Source organism: Flavobacterium hibernum (assembly GCF_000832125.1).
GTDB classification, from domain to species: Bacteria; Bacteroidota; Bacteroidia; order Flavobacteriales; family Flavobacteriaceae; genus Flavobacterium; species Flavobacterium hibernum.
Genome location: NZ_JPRK01000014.1, coordinates 115,929 through 135,472, shown reverse-complemented (window position 1 = coordinate 135,472; position 19,544 = coordinate 115,929). Strand labels below are relative to the sequence as shown.

12 protein-coding genes are annotated in these 19,544 nt (G+C 35.0%); 9 read left to right on the top strand and 3 right to left on the bottom strand.

Features of this window, described 5'->3' with window-relative positions:
- The first annotated feature begins 123 nt into the window (after positions 1-123).
- Entirely contained in the window at positions 124-1,326 is a 1,203-nt protein-coding gene (locus IW18_RS17170; RefSeq protein WP_041519168.1) for an aminotransferase class I/II-fold pyridoxal phosphate-dependent enzyme, read from the top strand.
- Positions 1,327-1,769: 443 nt separating this feature from the next.
- Here IW18_RS17170 and IW18_RS17160 read toward each other — a convergent pair whose 3' ends face one another.
- The 3 genes from IW18_RS17160 to IW18_RS17150 form a co-directional block, all read right to left on the bottom strand.
- Positions 1,770-3,701 carry an amino acid permease gene (locus IW18_RS17160; RefSeq protein WP_041519164.1) on the bottom strand — a complete coding sequence of 644 codons (1,932 nt, stop codon included), beginning with the start codon at positions 3,699-3,701 and terminating at the stop codon, positions 1,770-1,772.
- Between the two features lie 312 nt (positions 3,702-4,013).
- Positions 4,014-6,920 (bottom strand): FAD-binding and (Fe-S)-binding domain-containing protein, encoded by a 2,907-nt coding sequence (locus IW18_RS17155; RefSeq protein ID WP_041519162.1) that lies wholly within the window; start codon positions 6,918-6,920, stop codon positions 4,014-4,016.
- A 148-nt stretch (positions 6,921-7,068) separates the two neighbouring features.
- Positions 7,069-7,818 carry a DeoR/GlpR family DNA-binding transcription regulator gene (locus IW18_RS17150; protein ID WP_041519161.1) on the bottom strand — a complete coding sequence of 250 codons (750 nt, stop codon included), beginning with the start codon at positions 7,816-7,818 and terminating at the stop codon, positions 7,069-7,071.
- Between the two features lie 225 nt (positions 7,819-8,043).
- Between IW18_RS17150 and IW18_RS17145 the strand changes: the two genes are divergently transcribed.
- The 8 genes from IW18_RS17145 (at position 8,044) to IW18_RS17110 (ending at position 19,530) form a co-directional block, all read left to right on the top strand.
- Positions 8,044-11,106, top strand: a complete 3,063-nt coding sequence (locus IW18_RS17145) for a SusC/RagA family TonB-linked outer membrane protein (RefSeq protein ID WP_041519159.1) — start codon at positions 8,044-8,046, stop codon at positions 11,104-11,106.
- A 14-nt stretch (positions 11,107-11,120) separates the two neighbouring features.
- Complete coding sequence (locus IW18_RS17140; RefSeq protein ID WP_041519157.1) at positions 11,121-12,398, top strand: RagB/SusD family nutrient uptake outer membrane protein; 1,278 nt, start codon at positions 11,121-11,123, stop codon at positions 12,396-12,398.
- Between the two features lie 69 nt (positions 12,399-12,467).
- Positions 12,468-13,289: an N-acetylmuramic acid 6-phosphate etherase gene (gene murQ / locus IW18_RS17135; RefSeq protein WP_041519156.1), complete on the top strand. Its 822-nt coding sequence runs from the start codon at positions 12,468-12,470 to the stop codon at positions 13,287-13,289.
- A 25-nt stretch (positions 13,290-13,314) separates the two neighbouring features.
- On the top strand, positions 13,315-14,820 hold the full coding sequence (locus tag IW18_RS17130) for a sodium:solute symporter (RefSeq protein ID WP_041519154.1): 1,506 nt from the start codon (positions 13,315-13,317) through the stop codon (positions 14,818-14,820).
- Positions 14,821-14,889: 69 nt separating this feature from the next.
- A complete protein-coding gene (locus tag IW18_RS17125) occupies positions 14,890-16,098 on the top strand; it encodes an anhydro-N-acetylmuramic acid kinase (protein ID WP_041519152.1) in 1,209 nt (402 codons plus the stop codon).
- A gap of 191 nt (positions 16,099-16,289) precedes the next feature.
- Entirely contained in the window at positions 16,290-17,861 is a 1,572-nt protein-coding gene (locus IW18_RS17120; protein WP_041519151.1) for a glycoside hydrolase family 10 protein, read from the top strand.
- Positions 17,848-19,167, top strand: a complete 1,320-nt coding sequence (locus tag IW18_RS17115) for an MFS transporter (protein ID WP_041519149.1) — start codon at positions 17,848-17,850, stop codon at positions 19,165-19,167. Before IW18_RS17120 ends, IW18_RS17115 begins: the two co-directional genes overlap by 14 nt.
- Positions 19,168-19,188: 21 nt before the next feature.
- Entirely contained in the window at positions 19,189-19,530 is a 342-nt protein-coding gene (locus IW18_RS17110) for a hypothetical protein (protein ID WP_041519148.1), read from the top strand.
- Positions 19,531-19,544: the final 14 nt, after the last annotated feature.

Sequence of the window (19,544 nt, the reverse complement as noted above, 5' to 3'; positions counted from 1 at the left end):
AGTGGAAATCCTTTTGTGCCGGCGTTCGGCACAAAAGATTGAAACGGATAGCAGGAAATAGCTCCTAAACAATAATACTAACTATGAGGATGAGATTGCTTCGTTCCTCGCAATGACATAAAAATGAAAGACTTTAACCCGGCTGACAAAATTCAGGATTTGCAATATTTTGGGGAATTTGGCGGCGTAAATCCATCGATTTCTGACTCTTCGACTTATACGTTTCTATCGGCTAAAACCATGTTTGATACTTTTGAAGGCAATATGGAAGGCTGTTATTTATATTCGCGTCATTCGTCGCCAAGTAATTTGTATTTAGATCAGGCTTTGGCAGCGATGGAAGGAACGGAAACGGCAAATGTTTCGGCTTCTGGAATGGGCGCTATTACGCCTACTCTATTGCAGTTGTGTGGTGCGGGCGATCATATTGTTTCGAGCAGAACTATTTATGGCGGAACTTATGCTTTTTTGAAAAACTTTACGCCTCGTTTTGGAATCGAAACAAGCTTTGTAGATATTACTAAATTGGATATTGTAGAAGCTGCAATTACATCAAAAACAAAAGTTTTGTATTGTGAAACGGTAAGCAATCCGTTGCTTGAAGTGGCTGATATTGCTGGTTTGGCTAAAATTGCCAAAAAGCATAATTTAAAATTGGTTGTCGATAATACGTTTTCGCCATTGTCTGTTTCTCCTGCAAAATTGGGTGCTGATATTGTGATTCATAGTTTGACAAAATACATTAACGGAAGCAGCGATACAGTTGGTGGTGTTACTTGTGCATCAAAAGAATTTATTAATTCATTGAAGAATGTAAATTCTGGTGCAAGTATGCTTTTGGGACCAACTATGGACAGTTTACGATCTGCATCTGTGATGAAAAACCTAAGAACTTTACACATTAGAATTAAACAACATAGCCATAATGCGCATGTTCTTGCCGATAAATTTGAAAAAGACGGTTTAAAAACTGTTTATCCGGGTTTAAAAAGTCACCCGAGTCATGAACTTTACAAAACGATGATTAATCCTGAATATGGTTTTGGTGGAATGCTGACAATTGATGTTGGAACGTTGGCTAAAGCCAATGAATTAATGGAGTTAATGCAAGCAAGAAACCTTGGATATTTGGCGGTAAGTTTAGGATTTTACAAAACATTATTTAGCGCTCCGGGAACTTCAACTTCGAGTGAAATTCCTCTGGAAGAGCAACACGAAATGGGATTGACTGACGGTTTAATCAGATTTTCGATTGGTTTGGATAATGATATCGATCGCACTTACGAAATGATGAAACAATGTATGTTGGAACTTGAAGTTTTATAATTTTCTTTAACCGAAATTCATTATTTTTTTCTCGCAGACTTGACAAATTATGTCGATCTATTAATAGATATCTCTAAAAAAGAAATCTGCTAAATCTGCAAGATCTGCGCGAGAAAAAGATTCTACCATCTTATAAAAGTAAAACACTTCTTTATAAATAAATTTGCACGATTTTTTATTAGTTTGTTTAAATCCGCTAGAGATTTTTCTCAATGCGGATTTTTTTTATTTGATGTTTCTATAATAAAGAATTTCACTCAGATTTTATTCCTAACTAAAGAACAAAAAAAATTAAATCTGCAAAATCTGCGTGAAACAAAAATCATTTATAATCCTTTACTCGATAGCCATCAGGAGTGGCAAAAACATACAAAAAAGCTGTTTTGAAATATCTCCAAAACAGCTTTCCCATTTATAATTTATAATTGACAATTAATAATTACCTAAGCTTCTTTAAAATTTAGCTTACTGTTTTTTCTACTGAATGTAAAGTAAATAATCAATCCTATTAATAGCCAGATTGTAAAGTAAATCCAGTTCCAAACGCTTAATTCGGCCATCATATAAAGACAGCAAATAAGTCCTAAAAGTGGGATTAAAGACAAGTTTTTTCTGAAAGCCCAAACTGCTAATCCAACTAAAACGAATAAGAAAATCCACATTGGGATTTTGTGCTTGAATAAACTGAAACCTGATTCGTATTTTAAAGAATCACTTATTGGCAATCCTTTTACAACTTCGGCATATTTTACTTCGTTGTCTTGATATTGACTTAATAAGTGTTCTAGATCTGATGTTTCGGCAGTTTTATTTTGCTCATCAATCGTTTCTAAGTAATTAAAAACTTTTGATGTTTCTTCTTTATTTAATGAGGTTATAATAGTTGTTGCATCGTTTACCTGAGCTTCATTATTTATAAAACTCATTGTTGCTTTATTATTGAATGCAAAGGCATAATACAATCCTGCAATCATTAAAACCGGCAAAATATACTTTGCATTTACATATGGAGTTTTAAATTTTCCTCTCGGGATATCCGTTTTGTCCTGCAAAACCAAAACTCCGGCACACACTAAGACAAAAGCAAATAAAGTTCCTATACTGCATAAGTCTGTTACCATAGTCAGGTTCAGAAACAAAGCTGGAACGGCAACCACAAAACCGGTTACTACGGTCGCAAAAGATGGCGTTTTGAATTTTGGGTGAACTGTCGAGAATTTCTTTGGTAATAAACCATCACGACTCATACTCATCCAGATACGAGGTTGTCCCATTTGGAAAACCAATAAAACGCTCGCCATAGCCACTACAGCACTTACGGCAATAATTCCGGACATCCATTTTAGATTTAATTTATCGAAAACAAATGCCAGAGGATCTCCAACATTCAATTCGTTATAACGCACCATTCCGGTTAAAACCAATGCAATGGCAATATATAAGACAGTACAAATAATAATCGCCCACATCATACCGCGTGGTAAATCACGTTGCGGATTTTTACATTCTTCGGCTGTTGTCGAAATGGCATCAAAACCAATATAAGCAAAGAAAACGGCCGAAACTCCTTTTAAAACACCACTAACTCCATTTGGAGCAAATGGATGCCAGTTGGCAGTATCTACATAAAAAACTCCAACAGCAATTACTAAAAGCACGATACAAAGTTTTACAACAACCATTAAATTACTCGCATTACGAGATTCTTTCATCCCTCTATAAACTAAAGCTGTAATTAAAATAATGATAAATAAAGCAGGTAAATCGGCCACAAAATGAAAAGAACCAAATGTTGGTGCTGTTGTCCAAGCAGTATACGCAGCTTGCAAAGAAGTACTTAAATTCTCGAATGATTTTCCGCCTTGCATTAAAGCTGTAGCGTCTTTAAATCCGTTTGAAGCCGTTAAATAATCCATCTGAATCCATTGCGGGAGATGAATACCGCCACTCTGGAGAAGTCCTGTAAAGTAATCACTCCACGATATGGCTACAGTTATGTTTCCAACAGCATATTCCATGATTAAAGCCCAACCAATAATCCAGGCAATGATCTCACCAAAAGCAACATATGAATACGTATAAGCACTTCCTGAAACGGGTACCATTGAGGCAAATTCGGCGTAAGCAAAAGCGGCAAAACTACACGCAAGAGCTGTAAATAAAAACAAGAAAATAACAGCAGGACCGCCATCTGCACTGGCTTTTCCGATAGTACTAAAAATTCCTGCTCCAACAATTGCAGCAATTCCAAAAGCAGTTAAATCTCTTGTTGTCAAGTGTTTACCTAATGCGTTGTGACCGTCTGCATCATTTTTTGCAACTTGCTTAAGAATATCCTGTACCGTTTTTTTTCGGAATAATCCTGATAATGCCATATATGTTTTGCTATTAAAAATTAATTTAGTTCGGATTTTATGGTTTTATTTTGCAAATAATGCAAAAAATATCCTGATTTCAAATATATAAAACCATTTTGTTTTATATAGCTATTTTTCGCCACGAATTTCACGAATTAGCACGAATTTATTTTTATGCCACAGATTAAAATGATTTAAGCAGATGTCCCAGATTTTCTTGATAGCTAGATCTTAAATTAAATCTGCTCAAATCTGTATAATCTGCGTAAAAAAAAAATCCGTGCACATTCGCGCTTTCACGAAGTGAATCCATGTCATACGCGTGCCATCTTATTTCAAACAGCTTTTCAAAATACTTACCGGATGTTGTGCTTCTCTACTCGTTCCGTCAAAAATTTGATGACGGCAACTTGTTCCTGCAGCTGCGATTTTTACGTTTTCGGCAGTTGCGCGCACTTTTGGGAATAGAGTATCTTCTCCCATTTGCATACTTACTTGATAATGTTCTTTTTCGTAACCAAAAGATCCCGCCATTCCACAACAACCAGAGTTGTAAATGGTAACCGTATTATTTTTTGGTAAATTCAGCATCGCGAAAGTCGCTTCAATAGAACTCAATGATTTCTGGTGGCAGTGTCCGTGAATTTTGATTTCTTTCTTTTCTTCTGAAAATGAATCCGGTTTAATTTTACCGTCGATAATTTCTTTTTTAAAGAATTCTTCGATTGTAAAAGCACTCTGCGATATTTCCTCGGCACTTTCTTTATCCGATGCCAAACGTAAATATTCATCTCGAAAAGTCAATATTGCCGAAGGCTCAATTCCTATTAAAGGTGTTTTCGCAGAAATTAAATCTTTAAAAATATTGATATTCGTATCAGCGATTTTCTTTGCTTCCTCTAGGAAACCTTTAGACAAATACGTTCTTCCGCTTTCTTCGTGATCCACAATTAAAACTTCATAGCCTAATTTGGTCAATAATTCAAAAGCATCGATTCCGATATTGACGTCGTAATAATTCGTAAATTCATCATTAAACAAATACACTTGTCCGTTCGGGAAATTGTTTTGTTGTTGTTTATGATTTTCGTACCATTTTTTGAACGTTCTTTTCGCCAAAAGCGGAACTTGTCTTTCCGGCGCAATTCCCATACTTTTTTTAACGATCGATTGATTCGAAATAAAATTGGTTATCGATGGAAACAAACTTCCCATTTTATTCAGTTTTGCGTTGTGTGCAAAAATCTTATTTCTAGTCGAGAATCCGTTTGCCTTTTGATATTGGTATAAAAATTCGGCTTTTAAAGTTGCAACATCCACATTACTCGGACATTCGCTCGCGCAAGCTTTACAGCTTACACACAACTCAAAAACTTCGTATAATTCTTTCTGGTCAAATTTGTTTTCTTTTTCAGAATAGGTCAAATATTCACGCAATGCATTCGCTCTCGCACGCGTGGTTTCTTTCTCGTTTTTGGTCGCACGATAACTCGGACACATCGCTCCTCCCGCCGATGGTAATTTTCGGCAATCTCCAGATCCGTTACATTTTTCGGCAGCTCGCAAAATTCCTAAACTGTCTGAGAAATCCTGAAACGTTTTAATATCCGGTTCTACTCTTCCTGAAATGACACGATGGTTTTCGTCCATTTTTAAAGCATTTACAATCTTCCCGATATTCAAAACCGAATTCGGGTCAAACGCTAATTTGATTCTTTTCAGCAATTCATAATTCGTTTCGCCAATCATAAACGGAATAAATTCTCCGCGCACAATTCCGTCGCCGTGTTCACCACTTAATGAACCTCTGTATTTTTTAACCAAAATCGCAACATCAGTCGCAATGGTTCTAAATAATTTTAAATCGGCTGATTTCTTCAAATTCAAAACCGGACGCAAATGCAGTTCTCCCGCTCCGGCATGCGCATAATAAATTGCGCCTTGTCCGTGGCGCAACATCATTGCCGAAAACTCTGCAATATAAGCTGGTAAATCGCTCAATTCAACTGCTGTATCTTCTATAGAATCGGCCGCTTTGTCGTCGCCAACAATACTTCCTAAAAGTCCGAGTCCGGCTTTTCTAAGTTCGTTTACTTTCTCGATATCGGCACCGTAAATTTTTACAAGTGCGTAACCAAAGTTGTTTTTTTCTAAATCAACCACCAAAGCATTTGCCTGATTTTCGGCATCTTCGGGATCGTGCGAAGCCACTTCAAACATCATAATTGCTTTTGGTTCTCCAACCAAAAAGAATCTGTTTTTAATGTGTTCGCGATTGGTTTTGGTACAATCCAAAATCGTGTCGTCGATCATTTCTGCTGTGTACAAATGATGTTTCATCGCCACAACAACAGATTCTAACGATTCCTGAATACTATGATAATGCGCTACAACCATAATATTATTGGCAGGCGGTAAATCGTCAACTTTCAACGTAATTTCTGTTGTAAAAACTAAAGTTCCTTCACTTCCGCAAAGTAATTTCCCAACGTTAATTGTTGGTTCTGTTCCGCCAAACAAATCCGATTTTAGCAGAATATCAACGGCATAACCTGTATTTCTTCTGTGAATTTCTGGTTTTGGAAACTCTTTTATAATTTCATCCTGCGTTGCTTTAACCGAAAGTTCGTCGTAAAGGCTTTTGTATATTTTATTTTCTAAAGAATCTCCTTTGGTTTTTTCGATAAATTCAGCCGAAGTTAGTTCGTTAAAAACGACTTGAGAACCATCGCTCAAAAGCCCTTTGATTTCTACAATTTTATCGCGCGTCACGCCATAACGAATCGAAGTTGTTCCCGAAGAATTATTCCCCACCATTCCGCCAATCATACAACGATTTGAAGTCGAAGTATTTGGACCAAAAAATACACCGTGAGGTTTCAAAAATAAATTAAGCTCATCGCGAATCACGCCGGGCTGAACCGTAACCGTTTTTTTTATCGGGTCGAAATTCAGGATTTTAGTAAAGTTTTTCGAAACATCGACTACAATTCCATCACCAACAGTTTGTCCAGCAAGTGAAGTTCCAGCCGTTCTTGGTGTAACCGAAATATGATGTTGTGCTGCAAATCGAATTAGTTTACTAATATCTTCGATCGTTTTTGGAACGGCAACTGCCTCTGGTCGAATACGATATACCGAAGCATCGGTCGAATAAAGCGTTTTATGAAGATCATCGTACAAAAGTGTTCCTTCTAACGATTCTGATAATTGTTCTAACTCTTTACTTATTGACATTTTTACTGAATATGTAGGTTACAAAAATAGGTATTTTTTTATATTCTTTTATCAGAGACAGAGCTTCAAAGGTTTTTCTTTTCTTTGCCTTTTTTGAGTTAGGCTTTAGAATTTAAAAAATTGGGATTGCAAAAAAAATACTAGTTATTTAAAACAAACGAGCGCCGGCATCTGCAAAGTTTTTAATTCGGGGACTCCCAGGACTCAATTCTGTTACTATAGCGTCTATTTTATCCAGACCACAAACTTTATGAGGCATTTTGCGGTTGATCTTGTCTGAAGTTGCCAGAACAATGACTTTGTCTGAGGCATTGATCATTTCTTTCTTTACGATGGAAACCTCATAACCCATTTCGGTAAGTCCCTGATTGACGTCTAAACTACTTACACCTATAAAACAAACATCTGCTTTTATTTTAGACAAGACCTGAACCACATCGATACCAACAGTTACCATTGCATTTTTCTGCAGTTTTCCACCAATAAAAATCAATTCTATATTAGGATGTTGTGACAATTGCATCGCTATAGGCAAGCTATACGTATATATAGTAGCCGCGAAATCGATTGGAATGAGTTTACAAAAGGATAAATTGGTTGTACCTCCTGTCATGATAATTACCTGTCCTTCACTTAAAAACGACAACGCCTTCTGCCCAACTATTATTTTCTTATCTTCATTAAAAATACTGATATCAAATACATTACGAGATTTATCCTTTACTAGAAATGCTCCGCCGTACACTTTCTCAATAAGACCTTTATTGTGCAATTCATTAAAATCCCTACGAATTGTATCTTCAGAGATTTCTAATTCCAGAGCCAAATCGATCGTATTTACTTTATCGGCATCTTTAAATTTATCCATGATAAATTGATGCCTTTCCTTTTTCAACATTTTCCTTTTTTTTAAACAAATATAGAGTATAATGCATTATTATGCGATTTTAAAATAAACTAATTTAATAAAAGGGTTTTATTATGATTTTTTTTTAACTACTAAAACGATTAAAATGCATTATTATGCGTTATTTAATATATTAATTTAAAATATCGCACAAAATTGCATTAATTGAAAAATAATTTATATATTTCGGTTCTCTAACTAAACAAAAATTATAAAATGAAAAAACTATTATTTATTTTATTTGGAATTATTTTGTTTGCGCAACCCGTTTTTGCCCAATCAAAAACCGTAACCGGTACAATTACAAGTGAATCTGACGGACTTTCTCTACCAGGAGTATCTGTTCTTATTGAAGGAACATCTAAAAGTACGGTAACAGATTTAGATGGAAAATTTAGCATAGCTGTAAATCAAAATGAAACGCTTGTTTTTAGTTTTGTTGGATTTGCTTCTAAAAAAGTTAAAATTTCTGCAAACTCTTCTACTATCAATCTTAAGATGGCCGAAGAAACCAACACACTTTCTGAAGTTGTTGTATTAGGATCTACTGTGCGAGCTACTCGTAAGGAGTTAGGAAATGCAGTTACAAGCTTAAAAGGCGAAGACTTAATAAAGGCGCAACCAGGCGGACTTTCGACAGCTTTGCAAGGAAAGATTGCTGGTGCTCAGGTTTCTCAGAATTCGGGTGATCCGGCAGGAGGTTTCAGTATCAAACTTAGAGGAACCTCTTCTATACTAGGTTCTTCTGATCCGTTGTATGTTATTGATGGGGTTGTCCTGAATAACGCCACAACAAATGTTACCAACTTAAATGTAACGTCAGGAAACTCTAACATGCAAATTGGTCAGAACAGATCATCAGATATTAATCCTAACGACATTCAAAGTGTCGAAGTATTAAACGGAGGAGCCGCTGCAGCGATTTATGGCTCAAGAGCTGCAAACGGTGTTGTTTTGATTACTACTAAAAAAGGTGTTGCAGGTGTAACTAAATATACTTTCTCGACTAGTGTAACCTCTAACCAAATCAGAAAAAAATTAGATATGAATATGTCTGATAAACAGTTTGTAAGTACTTCTCCAGCTTTGTTTCCTATTCAGGGAAATCCTGCGAGCCCAACTACAGTAACTGTTTTAGGTAGAAACCTTGAAACCAGAACTACAAATGTTCAACGCTATGATTATCAAGACGACATTTTTACTACAGGCATTGGTACTGACACTTACTTCTCGCTACAAGGCGGAGACGAGAAAACAAAATATTTTGCTTCGCTGGGCTATTTAGTAAACGAAGGAATTGTAAAAAATACCGATTTTAAAAGAGCAGGTGCAAAAGTAAGATTGAAACATGACTTCAATTCGAAATTATCTGCTACTGTAGGTTTAAATTATATTAATTCAGGATCAAATGAAAAACCGGATGGAAATGTTTTCTGGAGTCCAATAAACTCTATCAACATCACCAATAACATTTATGATATTAAACAAAAAGATGCTAACGGTAATTATTTAGCCGTTGACCCAAACAGAATTAATCCACTTTCTATTATAGATGATTTTAAAATCAAACAAAATACAGATCGTATTATTACAGATTTACAATTGAACTATGTTCCGTTTAAAAACTTTAATGCCGATATGATTTTTGGTTTAGACAATTACAACCAAAGAGGAAATGTATTTATCCCTAGATACACTTACACCGTTAACCCCGCTTATTATAATGATGGTTATGTTTCTGAGGCTACGAACAGAGTAGTACAATTCAACAACGATTTGAACTTAAGATACCTATATAATATCAACTCAAACTGGAAGGCAACAACTTATGCAGGTTATAACGTACAAACATACCGTGATAATTTCGTAGCTATCGAAGGTCGTAACTTAAAACCATTTATCGAGACTATAAATGCTTTTAATACTCTTCTTCCGGGTTCACCAAGTTCTAGCCAGTCAAAATACAATTTATGGGGGTATTATCTTCAGGAAACAATTGGCTATAAAGATAAATTATACCTAACTATAGCTGGAAGACAAGATGCTTCGACTATTTTCTCAAGCGATAACAGATCTCAATTTTATCCAAAAGCAAGTATAAGCTATGTACTTTCTGATGAAAAATTCATGGAAAGCATTCACGACGCTGTAAGTTCTGTGAGACTTAGAGGATCTTGGGGAAAATCAGGAAGTTTAACAGCTATTAAACCTTATGCTCGTTTTACCAATTATTCTACCGGAACGCTTTTAGGAAATAGTACTTTTACTATCGAAGGATTCAAACAAGGAAACTTAGATTTAAAACCCGAACAAAGTGTTACTTATGAACTTGGAGGTGATTTTGGTTTCATAAAAGACCGTTTGAACTTATCATTTAGTTACTATAATGCTGACATTGATGATTTATTATTACCAGTTCAGTTAGCAGCTTCTGAAGGCGCTACAAACACGATTAAAAACATTGGAAAGATGAATAATAAAGGCTTCGAATTGAATCTTAAATATGCTCTTATCCAAAAAGAAAATGTACATCTTGACGTTTTTGTAAACTATAGCAGTAACAGAAATAAAGTAACAGGATTACCACAACAACGTTTTAAACTAGACAGCAATTTAGCCGGAGCACCTGTTTTTGTTGAAATGAACAAACCAGTTGGAATTTACTATGGCACTTATTTTGCCAGAAATGCAGATGGAAGTCTATTGTTAACTCCTAGCGGATATCCTCAAACAGAAAAAGGAGATGTGAATACAGGAGCGCCACAAAGAGATGCTAGCGGACAACCAACAGGAACAATTTTGAACAAACAGATTGGAAATCCAAATCCGGATTATATCATTTCATTTGGAGCGAATCTGAACTACAAAAAATTTGGTTTATCTGTATTATTTGATGGTGTTCAGGGTGTAGATGTTTTTGATGCTGATTACAGAACCAGACAAGGTGTAGGATCAGGAACATTGGTTCAAAAAGAACTTAACGGAGAATTACCTCGTGGTTATATCTGGTCTGTTTATAACGTAGAAGAATTTAGAGTAGTTGACGGAAGTTACCTAAAATTAAGAGAAGTTTCTTTGAATTATTCTTTTGGAAAACTAAACAATTTCTTTAATGATTTAAGCATTACTGCAAGTGGTCGAAACCTAATTTCATGGGATAAATTCCCGAGTTTTGATCCTGAAACAAATTCAGGCGGACAATCTTCAGTTGCGAAATACAATTTTGGAACAGTGCCAATTCCTAGTTCATATTCATTGGCCGTTAAAGTTCAATTTTAATCAAATAAAACATCATGAAAAAAATATTCATCCCTATAGTAGCCTTTGCATCACTTTTAGTTAGCTGCAACGAAGATTTTGTAGACCCTACCAAACCATCTCAGGAATTAGTTTTTGGATCCAGAGAAGGAATCATTGGCGCTGCAAACGGATTACAACAACTTTGGAGTGTTGACAGAACAAGTCCTGTTTACAACACCATTACCGGTAACGGATTTACAACAAAAGAACTTAGACTTATCAATGCAGGAAATGTTGACGAAGGCGAACTTTCTGTTGGTGGCGATGTACTCTCAACCAAAAATGCCGTAGTAAATAATCTATGGTCGCAATGTTTGGTAATCAAATCTGAATCTCAAAAAGTAATTGATCATATTGATGTTTTAACTGCTGAGAATGAAAGAGCAAGTGTTCTTGTTCATGCCACTATTTTTAAAGCAATGGCACTAACAACTCTCGTACAATATTTTCAAAGCGTTCCCTTGAAAACAGGAAAAAATGCTACTTTCGATTCAAGAACTGATGTATTAAACGAAGCCATTAAAATCTTAAAAGCAACAGAACCTATTCTGGATAAAACAACTGGTGCTCCGGGTTTAGTAAGTACTATAAATTACAAAAATACCGTTTACGCTCTTTTGGCCAGAACTTATTTAATGATTGGAGACTATGACAATGCTATCGCTTATGCAGGCAAAGTAGACCTTGCTACAAAATCAGTATTTGCTTTTGATCAAATTAGTCCTAACCCAATTGCTTACATTTCTATTACAACTAACAACGTGTTTCAACCAGTAGATTTAACCTTGGGATTACCAGCTGCTTTAGCTCCTGCAAATACTGACGGAAGATTGAACTTTTATATCAAACCGGGTTCAAATCCTACACTTGCAACTGGTTTTTTTGATTCTAATATTAAACCAATCCCTGCTTATTTACCTGGAGAAATGACTTTAATTGTAGCAGAATCATATGCCCGAAAAGATAATTTGCCACAAGCAGTTATTGAATTAAATAAAGTTTTGACTAAAACTGCAGCAACAGATACTTACGGAATTGGAGCAAATCTTGCGCCATATACCGGAGCGCTTACTAAACCTGCTATTTTGACTGAAATTTACAGAAACCGTTGTATCGAAATGTATATGTCAAGTTTGAAATTCGAAGATAGCAGAAGATTTGATCGTCCTGCTGCCGGAACAGCCGGAGCCGAAAGAAACCGTAACTGGTATCCTTATCCGGATTCTGAAAGAAACAATAATACTAATACACCTGCTGATCCCAAAATATAAGACCTCCTAAAACCGAGGTATTACAAGATACCTCGGTTTTTTTTATACTATAAACATAATTTATTTGTTATGAAAAATAAAAATCCAGAAACTGAGCAAGAATCTTTATATAAAGATTTAGATCAAATGACTGTTAAAGAACTTCTTAAAAATATTAATACAGAAGATAAGAAGGTACCGCAAATTATCGAACAGCAAATTCCAAAAATTGAAAAACTGGTAAAATCGATCGTAAAAAAGATGCAGCTTGGCGGAAGATTATTTTACATTGGTGCCGGAACTTCAGGACGTATCGGTATTTTGGACGCTTCCGAATGTCCTCCTACTTTTGGCGTGCCACACGATATGATCATTGGTATAATCGCTGGAGGAGATACTGCAATTAGAAAAGCGGTTGAAAATGCAGAAGATGACACTGAACAGGCCTGGAAAGATTTGGCTCAATATCAAATTTCGAGTTTAGACTTTATTATCGGGATTGCTGCCTCTGGCAACACACCTTATGTATTAGGCGCACTGGAAAAAGCCAAAGAAAACAATATTAAAACCGGAAGTATTTCCTGCATTAGCAATGGTCTTATTGCCCAAGTTGCAGATCATCCGATAGAAATAGTTGTAGGGCCGGAATTCTTGACCGGAAGTACTCGCATGAAAGCTGGAACTGCCCAAAAGTTAACCTTAAATATGATTTCTACTTCGGTTATGATTAAACTGGGAAAAATCAAAGGTAATAAAATGGTAGACATGCAATTATCTAATGAAAAATTAGTAAAAAGAGCCATTAAAATGATTATGGAAGAACTTAACATCGAAGCTGATTTAGCAGCTGAACTTCTTCAGCAGCACAAAAGTGTACGAGCTGTTTTGTTAGACCATAATGCCAAAAAATAATTTTCTTAACTAACCAAAAACCAAAATGTCTTCAAGCACTATATTAATTTTTATCGTCGTCTATTTTGGACTCTTGCTCTTCATTTCTCATGTAATAAGCAAAAAAGGACAAGACAACGATTCGTTTTTTAAAGCTAATAAAAACTCAAAATGGTATTTAGTTGCTTTTGGTATGATAGGTACTGCCTTATCCGGAGTTACATTTATTTCAGTTCCGGGCGAAGTTGGATCTCCAAACGGAGAGCAGTTTAAATATTTTCAGTTTGTATTAGGAAACGCTATCGGGTTTATTATCATCGCCAAAGTACTACTTCCGTTGTATTACCGAATGAATCTGACTTCTATTTACAGCTACATCGAACAACGAATGGGCGTAAACAGTTACAAAACTGCTGCTTCTATTTTTTTAATAAGTAGAACTGTAAGCTCTGCTTTTAGATTGTACCTGGTTATTATTGTATTACAGCGTTATGTTTTTGATTACTACGGAATCCCGTTTCCGGTTACCGTCTTTTTAGCCTTAACACTAATCTTTTTATACACTTATAAAAGTGGCTTAAAAACGATTATTATTACAGATACCTTACAAACATTTTTCTTAGTGACTTCTGTATTTATTACTATTTATTTTGTGTGCGACAGCTTAAACTTAAGTGTTATAGAATCTATCTCGACCATTAGGAAAAGTAATTATTCACAAGTATTTTTCTTCGATGATTTCTTAACCAGTAAATACCATTTTGTAAAACAAATTCTGGGAGGAATCTTTGTAACGATTGCAATGGTAGGACTTGATCAGGATTTAATGCAAAAAAACCTAAGCTGTAAAAACATTGGAGAAGCACAAAAAAATATGTTCACCTTTACAGGCGTTTTTGTACTGATCAATATTATTTTTCTTAGTCTTGGTGCTTTATTGTATATCTATGCCAACAAAAACGGAATTGCTGTACCGTTGGATTTAGTAACCAACAAACCTAGAACTGATTTGCTTTTTCCTGAAATTGCGCTCAATCACTTGTCTCTTGTACCTGCTTTTATTTTTCTATTAGGAATTATAGCAGCCACTTTTGCAACAACAGATTCAGCTCTAACCGCTCTAACAACTTCTTTTTGTGTCGATTTTATGGGAATGGACAAATCTGAAAACGCATCTAATACTAATAATGTAAAAAGGAGACATCTAGTTCATTTCGGTTTTTCGATATTATTATTTCTAGTTATTATTGTTTTAAATTCGTTCAACGACAGCTCAGTAGTTGCCTTGATTTTCAAAGCTGCTTCTTATACTTACGGACCATTGTTAGGCTTATATGCTTTTGGATTATTGCAAAAATCAAGACGTGTCAACGACAAATTAGTACCGGTACTGTGTATCATCGCTCCTATTCTGACGTATTTTCTTAGCGAACATTCAGCCTCACTTTTCGGATATACATTCGACAATGAACTCATAATATTAAACGGACTATTTACTTATATTGGGCTTTATTTTACAAGCAGTACTTCTGAAGAAAAAATCTCTTTTTAAGTAATTTGTATTTAAAATAAACTGATTTTAGCATTTCAATTGAAACCGTTTGCATCAAATTAAATTCTTATGAATAAAAATATTAACGCACTTTATAAAATTGCACAAAAAGAAACCCGAAAAATTATTGGATTAATGTCCGGAACATCTCTTGACGGACTTGATATTGCTTTGTGTGAAATTTCAGGTTCCGGCGAAAATACCATCGTCACAGTAAATCAATTTGAAACGGTTGATTATTCTGAAGATATCAAAATCGAAATCCGTAAAGTTTTTGCTAAGAAAAATATCGATTTTCAACACTTGGTTGTTCTCAACGAATGGATTGGTATTTTACACGCCGACATGATTAGCAATTGTCTTCAAAAATGGAACATTCCCTCGCAAGAAGTCGATTTGATTGCTTCGCACGGACAAACTGTTTTGCATGCTCCAAAGTTTTTACATCAACTAGAAAAATTTCCAAACGCCACCTTACAAATTGGAGACGGAGATCATATTGCAGTAAAAACCGGCATTATCACATTATCTGATTTCAGACAAAAACATATTGCTGCCGGTGGCGAAGGCGCTCCCTTAGCTGTTTACGGTGATTATTTTTTATTTGGAAAAAGAGGCGAAAATCGCATTATGCTGAATATGGGAGGCATCGCTAATTTTACTTTTTTACCCGCTTCCTTAAACCCGGAAGAAACTTTTGTAACCGATACAGGAACAGGAAACACACTAATTGATCTTTTTGTAAAACAATATTATCCTGAAAAAAGCTACGACAAAGACGCTGAAATAGCCCAACAAGGAACTGTAAATCAATTGTTGCTAGCCAATCTAAAAGACAATGCTTTTTTTTCTCAAAAATTCCCAAAAACTATTGGTCCGGAACTTTTTGGTGCTGATTATGTGAACACTGCAATTGCAAAAAGCGCTATCGATACTATTGATGCTCCAGATCTATTAGCCACTTTAACACGTTTTAGTGCCGAAACAATTGCAGAAGCCATTCAATATGCTGTAAGAAACTCTTTTAATCAACTAAACGATTTCAAAATATACATGTCTGGCGGAGGTACACACAATCCGTTATTGGTAAAATGGCTGAAAGAATTACTGCCTTGCGAATTTTACAGAAGTGATGATCTGGGAATTTCGGGAGACGCCAAAGAAGCGGTTTTATTTGCCATTTTAGCCAATGAAACAGTTGCAGGAGACGGTTTTAATTTTGGAACTAAAAAAGGAATTCCTTCTGTTACAATGGGGAAAATTTCTTTTCCTGATTAAAAAACCTTTGCCACGGATTAAGAAGATTGTAATGATTTTTAAAAATATATTTTACCCAGATTAAAAAGATTACAATCTTCTTAATCTTTATCAAATAAAATCAAAACATTAACGTTGAAATTATAATTTCTGAATTATTTATTATAACCGCTTAAAAAAACTATTTTTGGTTTCTGTTAAAAAAGATTGAAATGCATAAAAATCAGCAACTACTTTTCTCTATCTTATTCTTAGTATTCTTTGGATGGAAATCCTTGGCACAAGAAAAAACATTACATCCTAAAAACGAATTTCGTGGTGTTTGGATTGCCACAGTTGTTAATATTGACTGGCCAAAAACAGCAATTGACGGTGTAGAAAAAGAAAAAGCAGATTATCTAGAAATTTTAGACACTTACAAAAAACTAAATTATAACGCTGTAATTGTTCAGGTTAGAAGCGTTGGCGATGCTATGTACCCATCAGAACTGGCACCTTGGTCACGATTTTTAACCGGTAAAGAAGGACAGGCACCAAACCCGTATTATGATGCATTGGCTTGGATGATTGAAGAAGCACACAAACGAGGTTTTGAATTTCATGCGTGGTTAAATCCGTATCGCGCGACTTTCGATTTAAACAAACAACAATTGAGTCCAACTCATGACGTTTTTAAACATCCGGAATGGATGATCGAATATGGCGGAAAAATATATTACGATCCAGCCTTACCCGAAGTTCAGGCACATTTAACAAAAGTTGTAAAAGAGGTTGTTGATAAATACGATATCGACGCGATTCATTTTGATGATTATTTTTACCCTTATACCGTTGCAGGAAAAGCTTTTAATGACTCGGCTTCATTTAGAAAATATGGCGCAGGTTTAAGTCTTTCTGATTGGCGTCGTGCAAATGTGAGCAACTTTGTACACACGATTTCTACTACTATAAAAGCAAGCAAACCATGGGTTCAATTCGGAATCAGTCCGTTTGGAGTTTGGCGTAATAAATCTGTCGATCCCAAAGGTTCTGAAACACAATCGACTTCAAATTATGACGATTTATATGCTGATCCTGTTTTATGGATGGATCAAAAATGGATCGATTATATCTTGCCACAATTGTACTGGAGCATGAATAATACAAGAGCTTCTTACTCGAAATTAGTAAAATGGTGGTCTGAAAATTCTAATAATACAGCAGTTTATATTGGTCACGCCACTTACAAAATTAGAGGCGATAGTGACAAAAGCTGGAACTATATCAATGAAATTCCAACTCAGGTTGATTTTGCAAGAAGTTTTAAAAATGTATCAGGAAGCGCTTATTATAGTGCAAAATGGTTCATGAATAAAAACTTTGATGTTGTGCGTCTTTTAGCCGATAATCAATATAAATATCCTGCGCTTCCGGCTCCTGTTCCAAATTTGAAACATATTGTAATTGACATTCCGGTCCTTAACGAATTTCAGAAAGACAGTACTAAATATTCATTCAATATTAAATCTCCATTAAACACTCAAGTTCGTTATATGGTAATTTATGGCGGGGAAAATACCTCGAAGGTAGATATTAATGATCCTTCAAAAATAATTGACAAAGTAGCCGTTAATCAATATGATGGAACAATTTTATTTTCTATCCCTGCCGAGAAAATGAATCAGTATAAAGCTTGCGCTGTAACATTTATTGATTATTTTGCAAACGAAAGCACACCTACTTTTATCGACTTAAAAAAGCCAATTAAAATCTATTCCCCAGCTCAACCTAATGAAAACAGATAATAATAAACCTTGGTTCTGGATTCCGCTTCTTAATTTTGCTTCTGGATTACCTTACGCTGTAATCATCTCAGTTTCTGTTATTATGTACAAGAATCTTGGAATTACAAATGAAGATATTGGCGTCTACACAAGTTTATTATACCTGCCTTGGGTTATAAAACCACTTTGGAGTCCGTTTATTGAATTAACCGGAACCAAAAGAAAATGGTTTCTATCTATGCAATTATTAATTTCGATAGCTTTTTTACTAGTCGGATTCACCATTCCAACAAATGGTTTTTTCTTTACGACTTTAGCCATATTTTGGGTCGCTGCTTTTGCTTCGGCATCTAATGATATTGCGAGTGATGGCTTTTATTTATTGGTTTTACAAAAAGAGCAGCAATCTTTTTTCCTCGGAATTAGAAGTACTTTTTACCGACTTTCAATGCTTGCCGGAAACGGATTGATCGTATTATTTGCTGGTTATTTAGAACATAAATATGGTGACAACACAAAAGCTTGGTCATATACCATGATTTTTGTTGGCTTATTAATGACATTTATTACTGTTTATAATTTTATTTTTACTCCAAAAAGCGAAATACATACTTTAGAAAGCAAAGACAAAGTGCATCATCAAAGCTTTGGCACTATATTTATAAGTTTCTTTCAAAAGAAACAAATTGGAATAATTCTGGCTTTCATACTAGTTTTCAGACTTGGTGAATCTCAATTGCTTAAAATGTTAAGTCCATTTTTATTGGATGGAAAAGAATTGGGCGGAATGGGATTAGATACTGAAGCTGTTGGAATAATTTACGGAACTTTAGGAATTTTTGCTTTGACTATTGGAGGTATTTTAGGAGGTATTGCAATCTCGAAACATGGTCTTACCAAATGGATGTTGCCAATGTTTCTTGCCATGCACCTTCCTATAATTGGTTTTATTGGATTAGCTCACTTTCAACCGCAAGAAATTTTCCATCTTCATATAAATTTATATTTTTTCGAAATTAACTCTCCTCTTAACCTATATACTTGCATTACTGTTATTCTTGAACAATTTGGATACGGTTTTGGTTTCACCGGTTTCATGATGTATTTAATACATGTTGCCGAGGGAGAATCGAAAACGGCACATTATGCACTTGCAACAGGTTTTATGGCATTAGGAATGATGTTACCAGGAATGCTTAGTGGTTTTATACAAAAATATTTAGGCTACGAACATTTCTTTATATGGGTATTACTGGCTACAATTCCAGGTTTAATACTTTCAAGATTTTTAGAATTCCCAAAAGATTTCGGTAAAAAAATAGAATAACAGCTATACCATATAACGCCCATGAAAATCAATGAAAACATACAGGTTGAACGAAACCTGAAAGCAATTGAATTGGAGAAAGCAGGAGAAATTGAAAAAGTAATTGCGTTATACGAAGAAAACATTATCGAAGGTTTTAAAGGAAATCATCCATACGATCGATTGGCGACAATTTATAAAAACCAAATCGATCTGGACAATGAGATTCGGGTTTTAGAAAAAGCTATTATTATATTTGAAGAAATTACTTTAGAAGACCGACTAGAAGGTTTACCAAAACTTTTCCGTTTTAAAAACCGACTCGAAAAGGCCTTACATACCAAAACACAACTTTCCAAGCAAAAGAAAAGTAAACTTAAATAGACCTTAATTTTACC

What these genes read in the sequence shown, in the direction of transcription:
- IW18_RS17160 (WP_041519164.1), bottom strand. Translation starts at nt 3,701, where the DNA reads ATGGCATTATCAGGATTATTCCGAAAAAAAACGGTACAGGATATTCTT.
- IW18_RS17155 (WP_041519162.1), bottom strand. Translation starts at nt 6,920, where the DNA reads ATGTCAATAAGTAAAGAGTTAGAACAATTATCAGAATCGTTAGAAGGA.
- IW18_RS17120 (WP_041519151.1), top strand. Translation starts at nt 16,290, where the DNA reads ATGCATAAAAATCAGCAACTACTTTTCTCTATCTTATTCTTAGTATTC.
- IW18_RS17125 (WP_041519152.1), top strand. Translation starts at nt 14,890, where the DNA reads ATGAATAAAAATATTAACGCACTTTATAAAATTGCACAAAAAGAAACC.
- IW18_RS17130 (WP_041519154.1), top strand. Translation starts at nt 13,315, where the DNA reads ATGTCTTCAAGCACTATATTAATTTTTATCGTCGTCTATTTTGGACTC.
- IW18_RS17145 (WP_041519159.1), top strand. Translation starts at nt 8,044, where the DNA reads ATGAAAAAACTATTATTTATTTTATTTGGAATTATTTTGTTTGCGCAA.
- IW18_RS17115 (WP_041519149.1), top strand. Translation starts at nt 17,848, where the DNA reads ATGAAAACAGATAATAATAAACCTTGGTTCTGGATTCCGCTTCTTAAT.
- IW18_RS17150 (WP_041519161.1), bottom strand. Translation starts at nt 7,818, where the DNA reads ATGTTGAAAAAGGAAAGGCATCAATTTATCATGGATAAATTTAAAGAT.
- IW18_RS17170 (WP_041519168.1), top strand. Translation starts at nt 124, where the DNA reads ATGAAAGACTTTAACCCGGCTGACAAAATTCAGGATTTGCAATATTTT.
- murQ (WP_041519156.1), top strand. Translation starts at nt 12,468, where the DNA reads ATGAAAAATAAAAATCCAGAAACTGAGCAAGAATCTTTATATAAAGAT.
- IW18_RS17140 (WP_041519157.1), top strand. Translation starts at nt 11,121, where the DNA reads ATGAAAAAAATATTCATCCCTATAGTAGCCTTTGCATCACTTTTAGTT.
- IW18_RS17110 (WP_041519148.1), top strand. Translation starts at nt 19,189, where the DNA reads ATGAAAATCAATGAAAACATACAGGTTGAACGAAACCTGAAAGCAATT.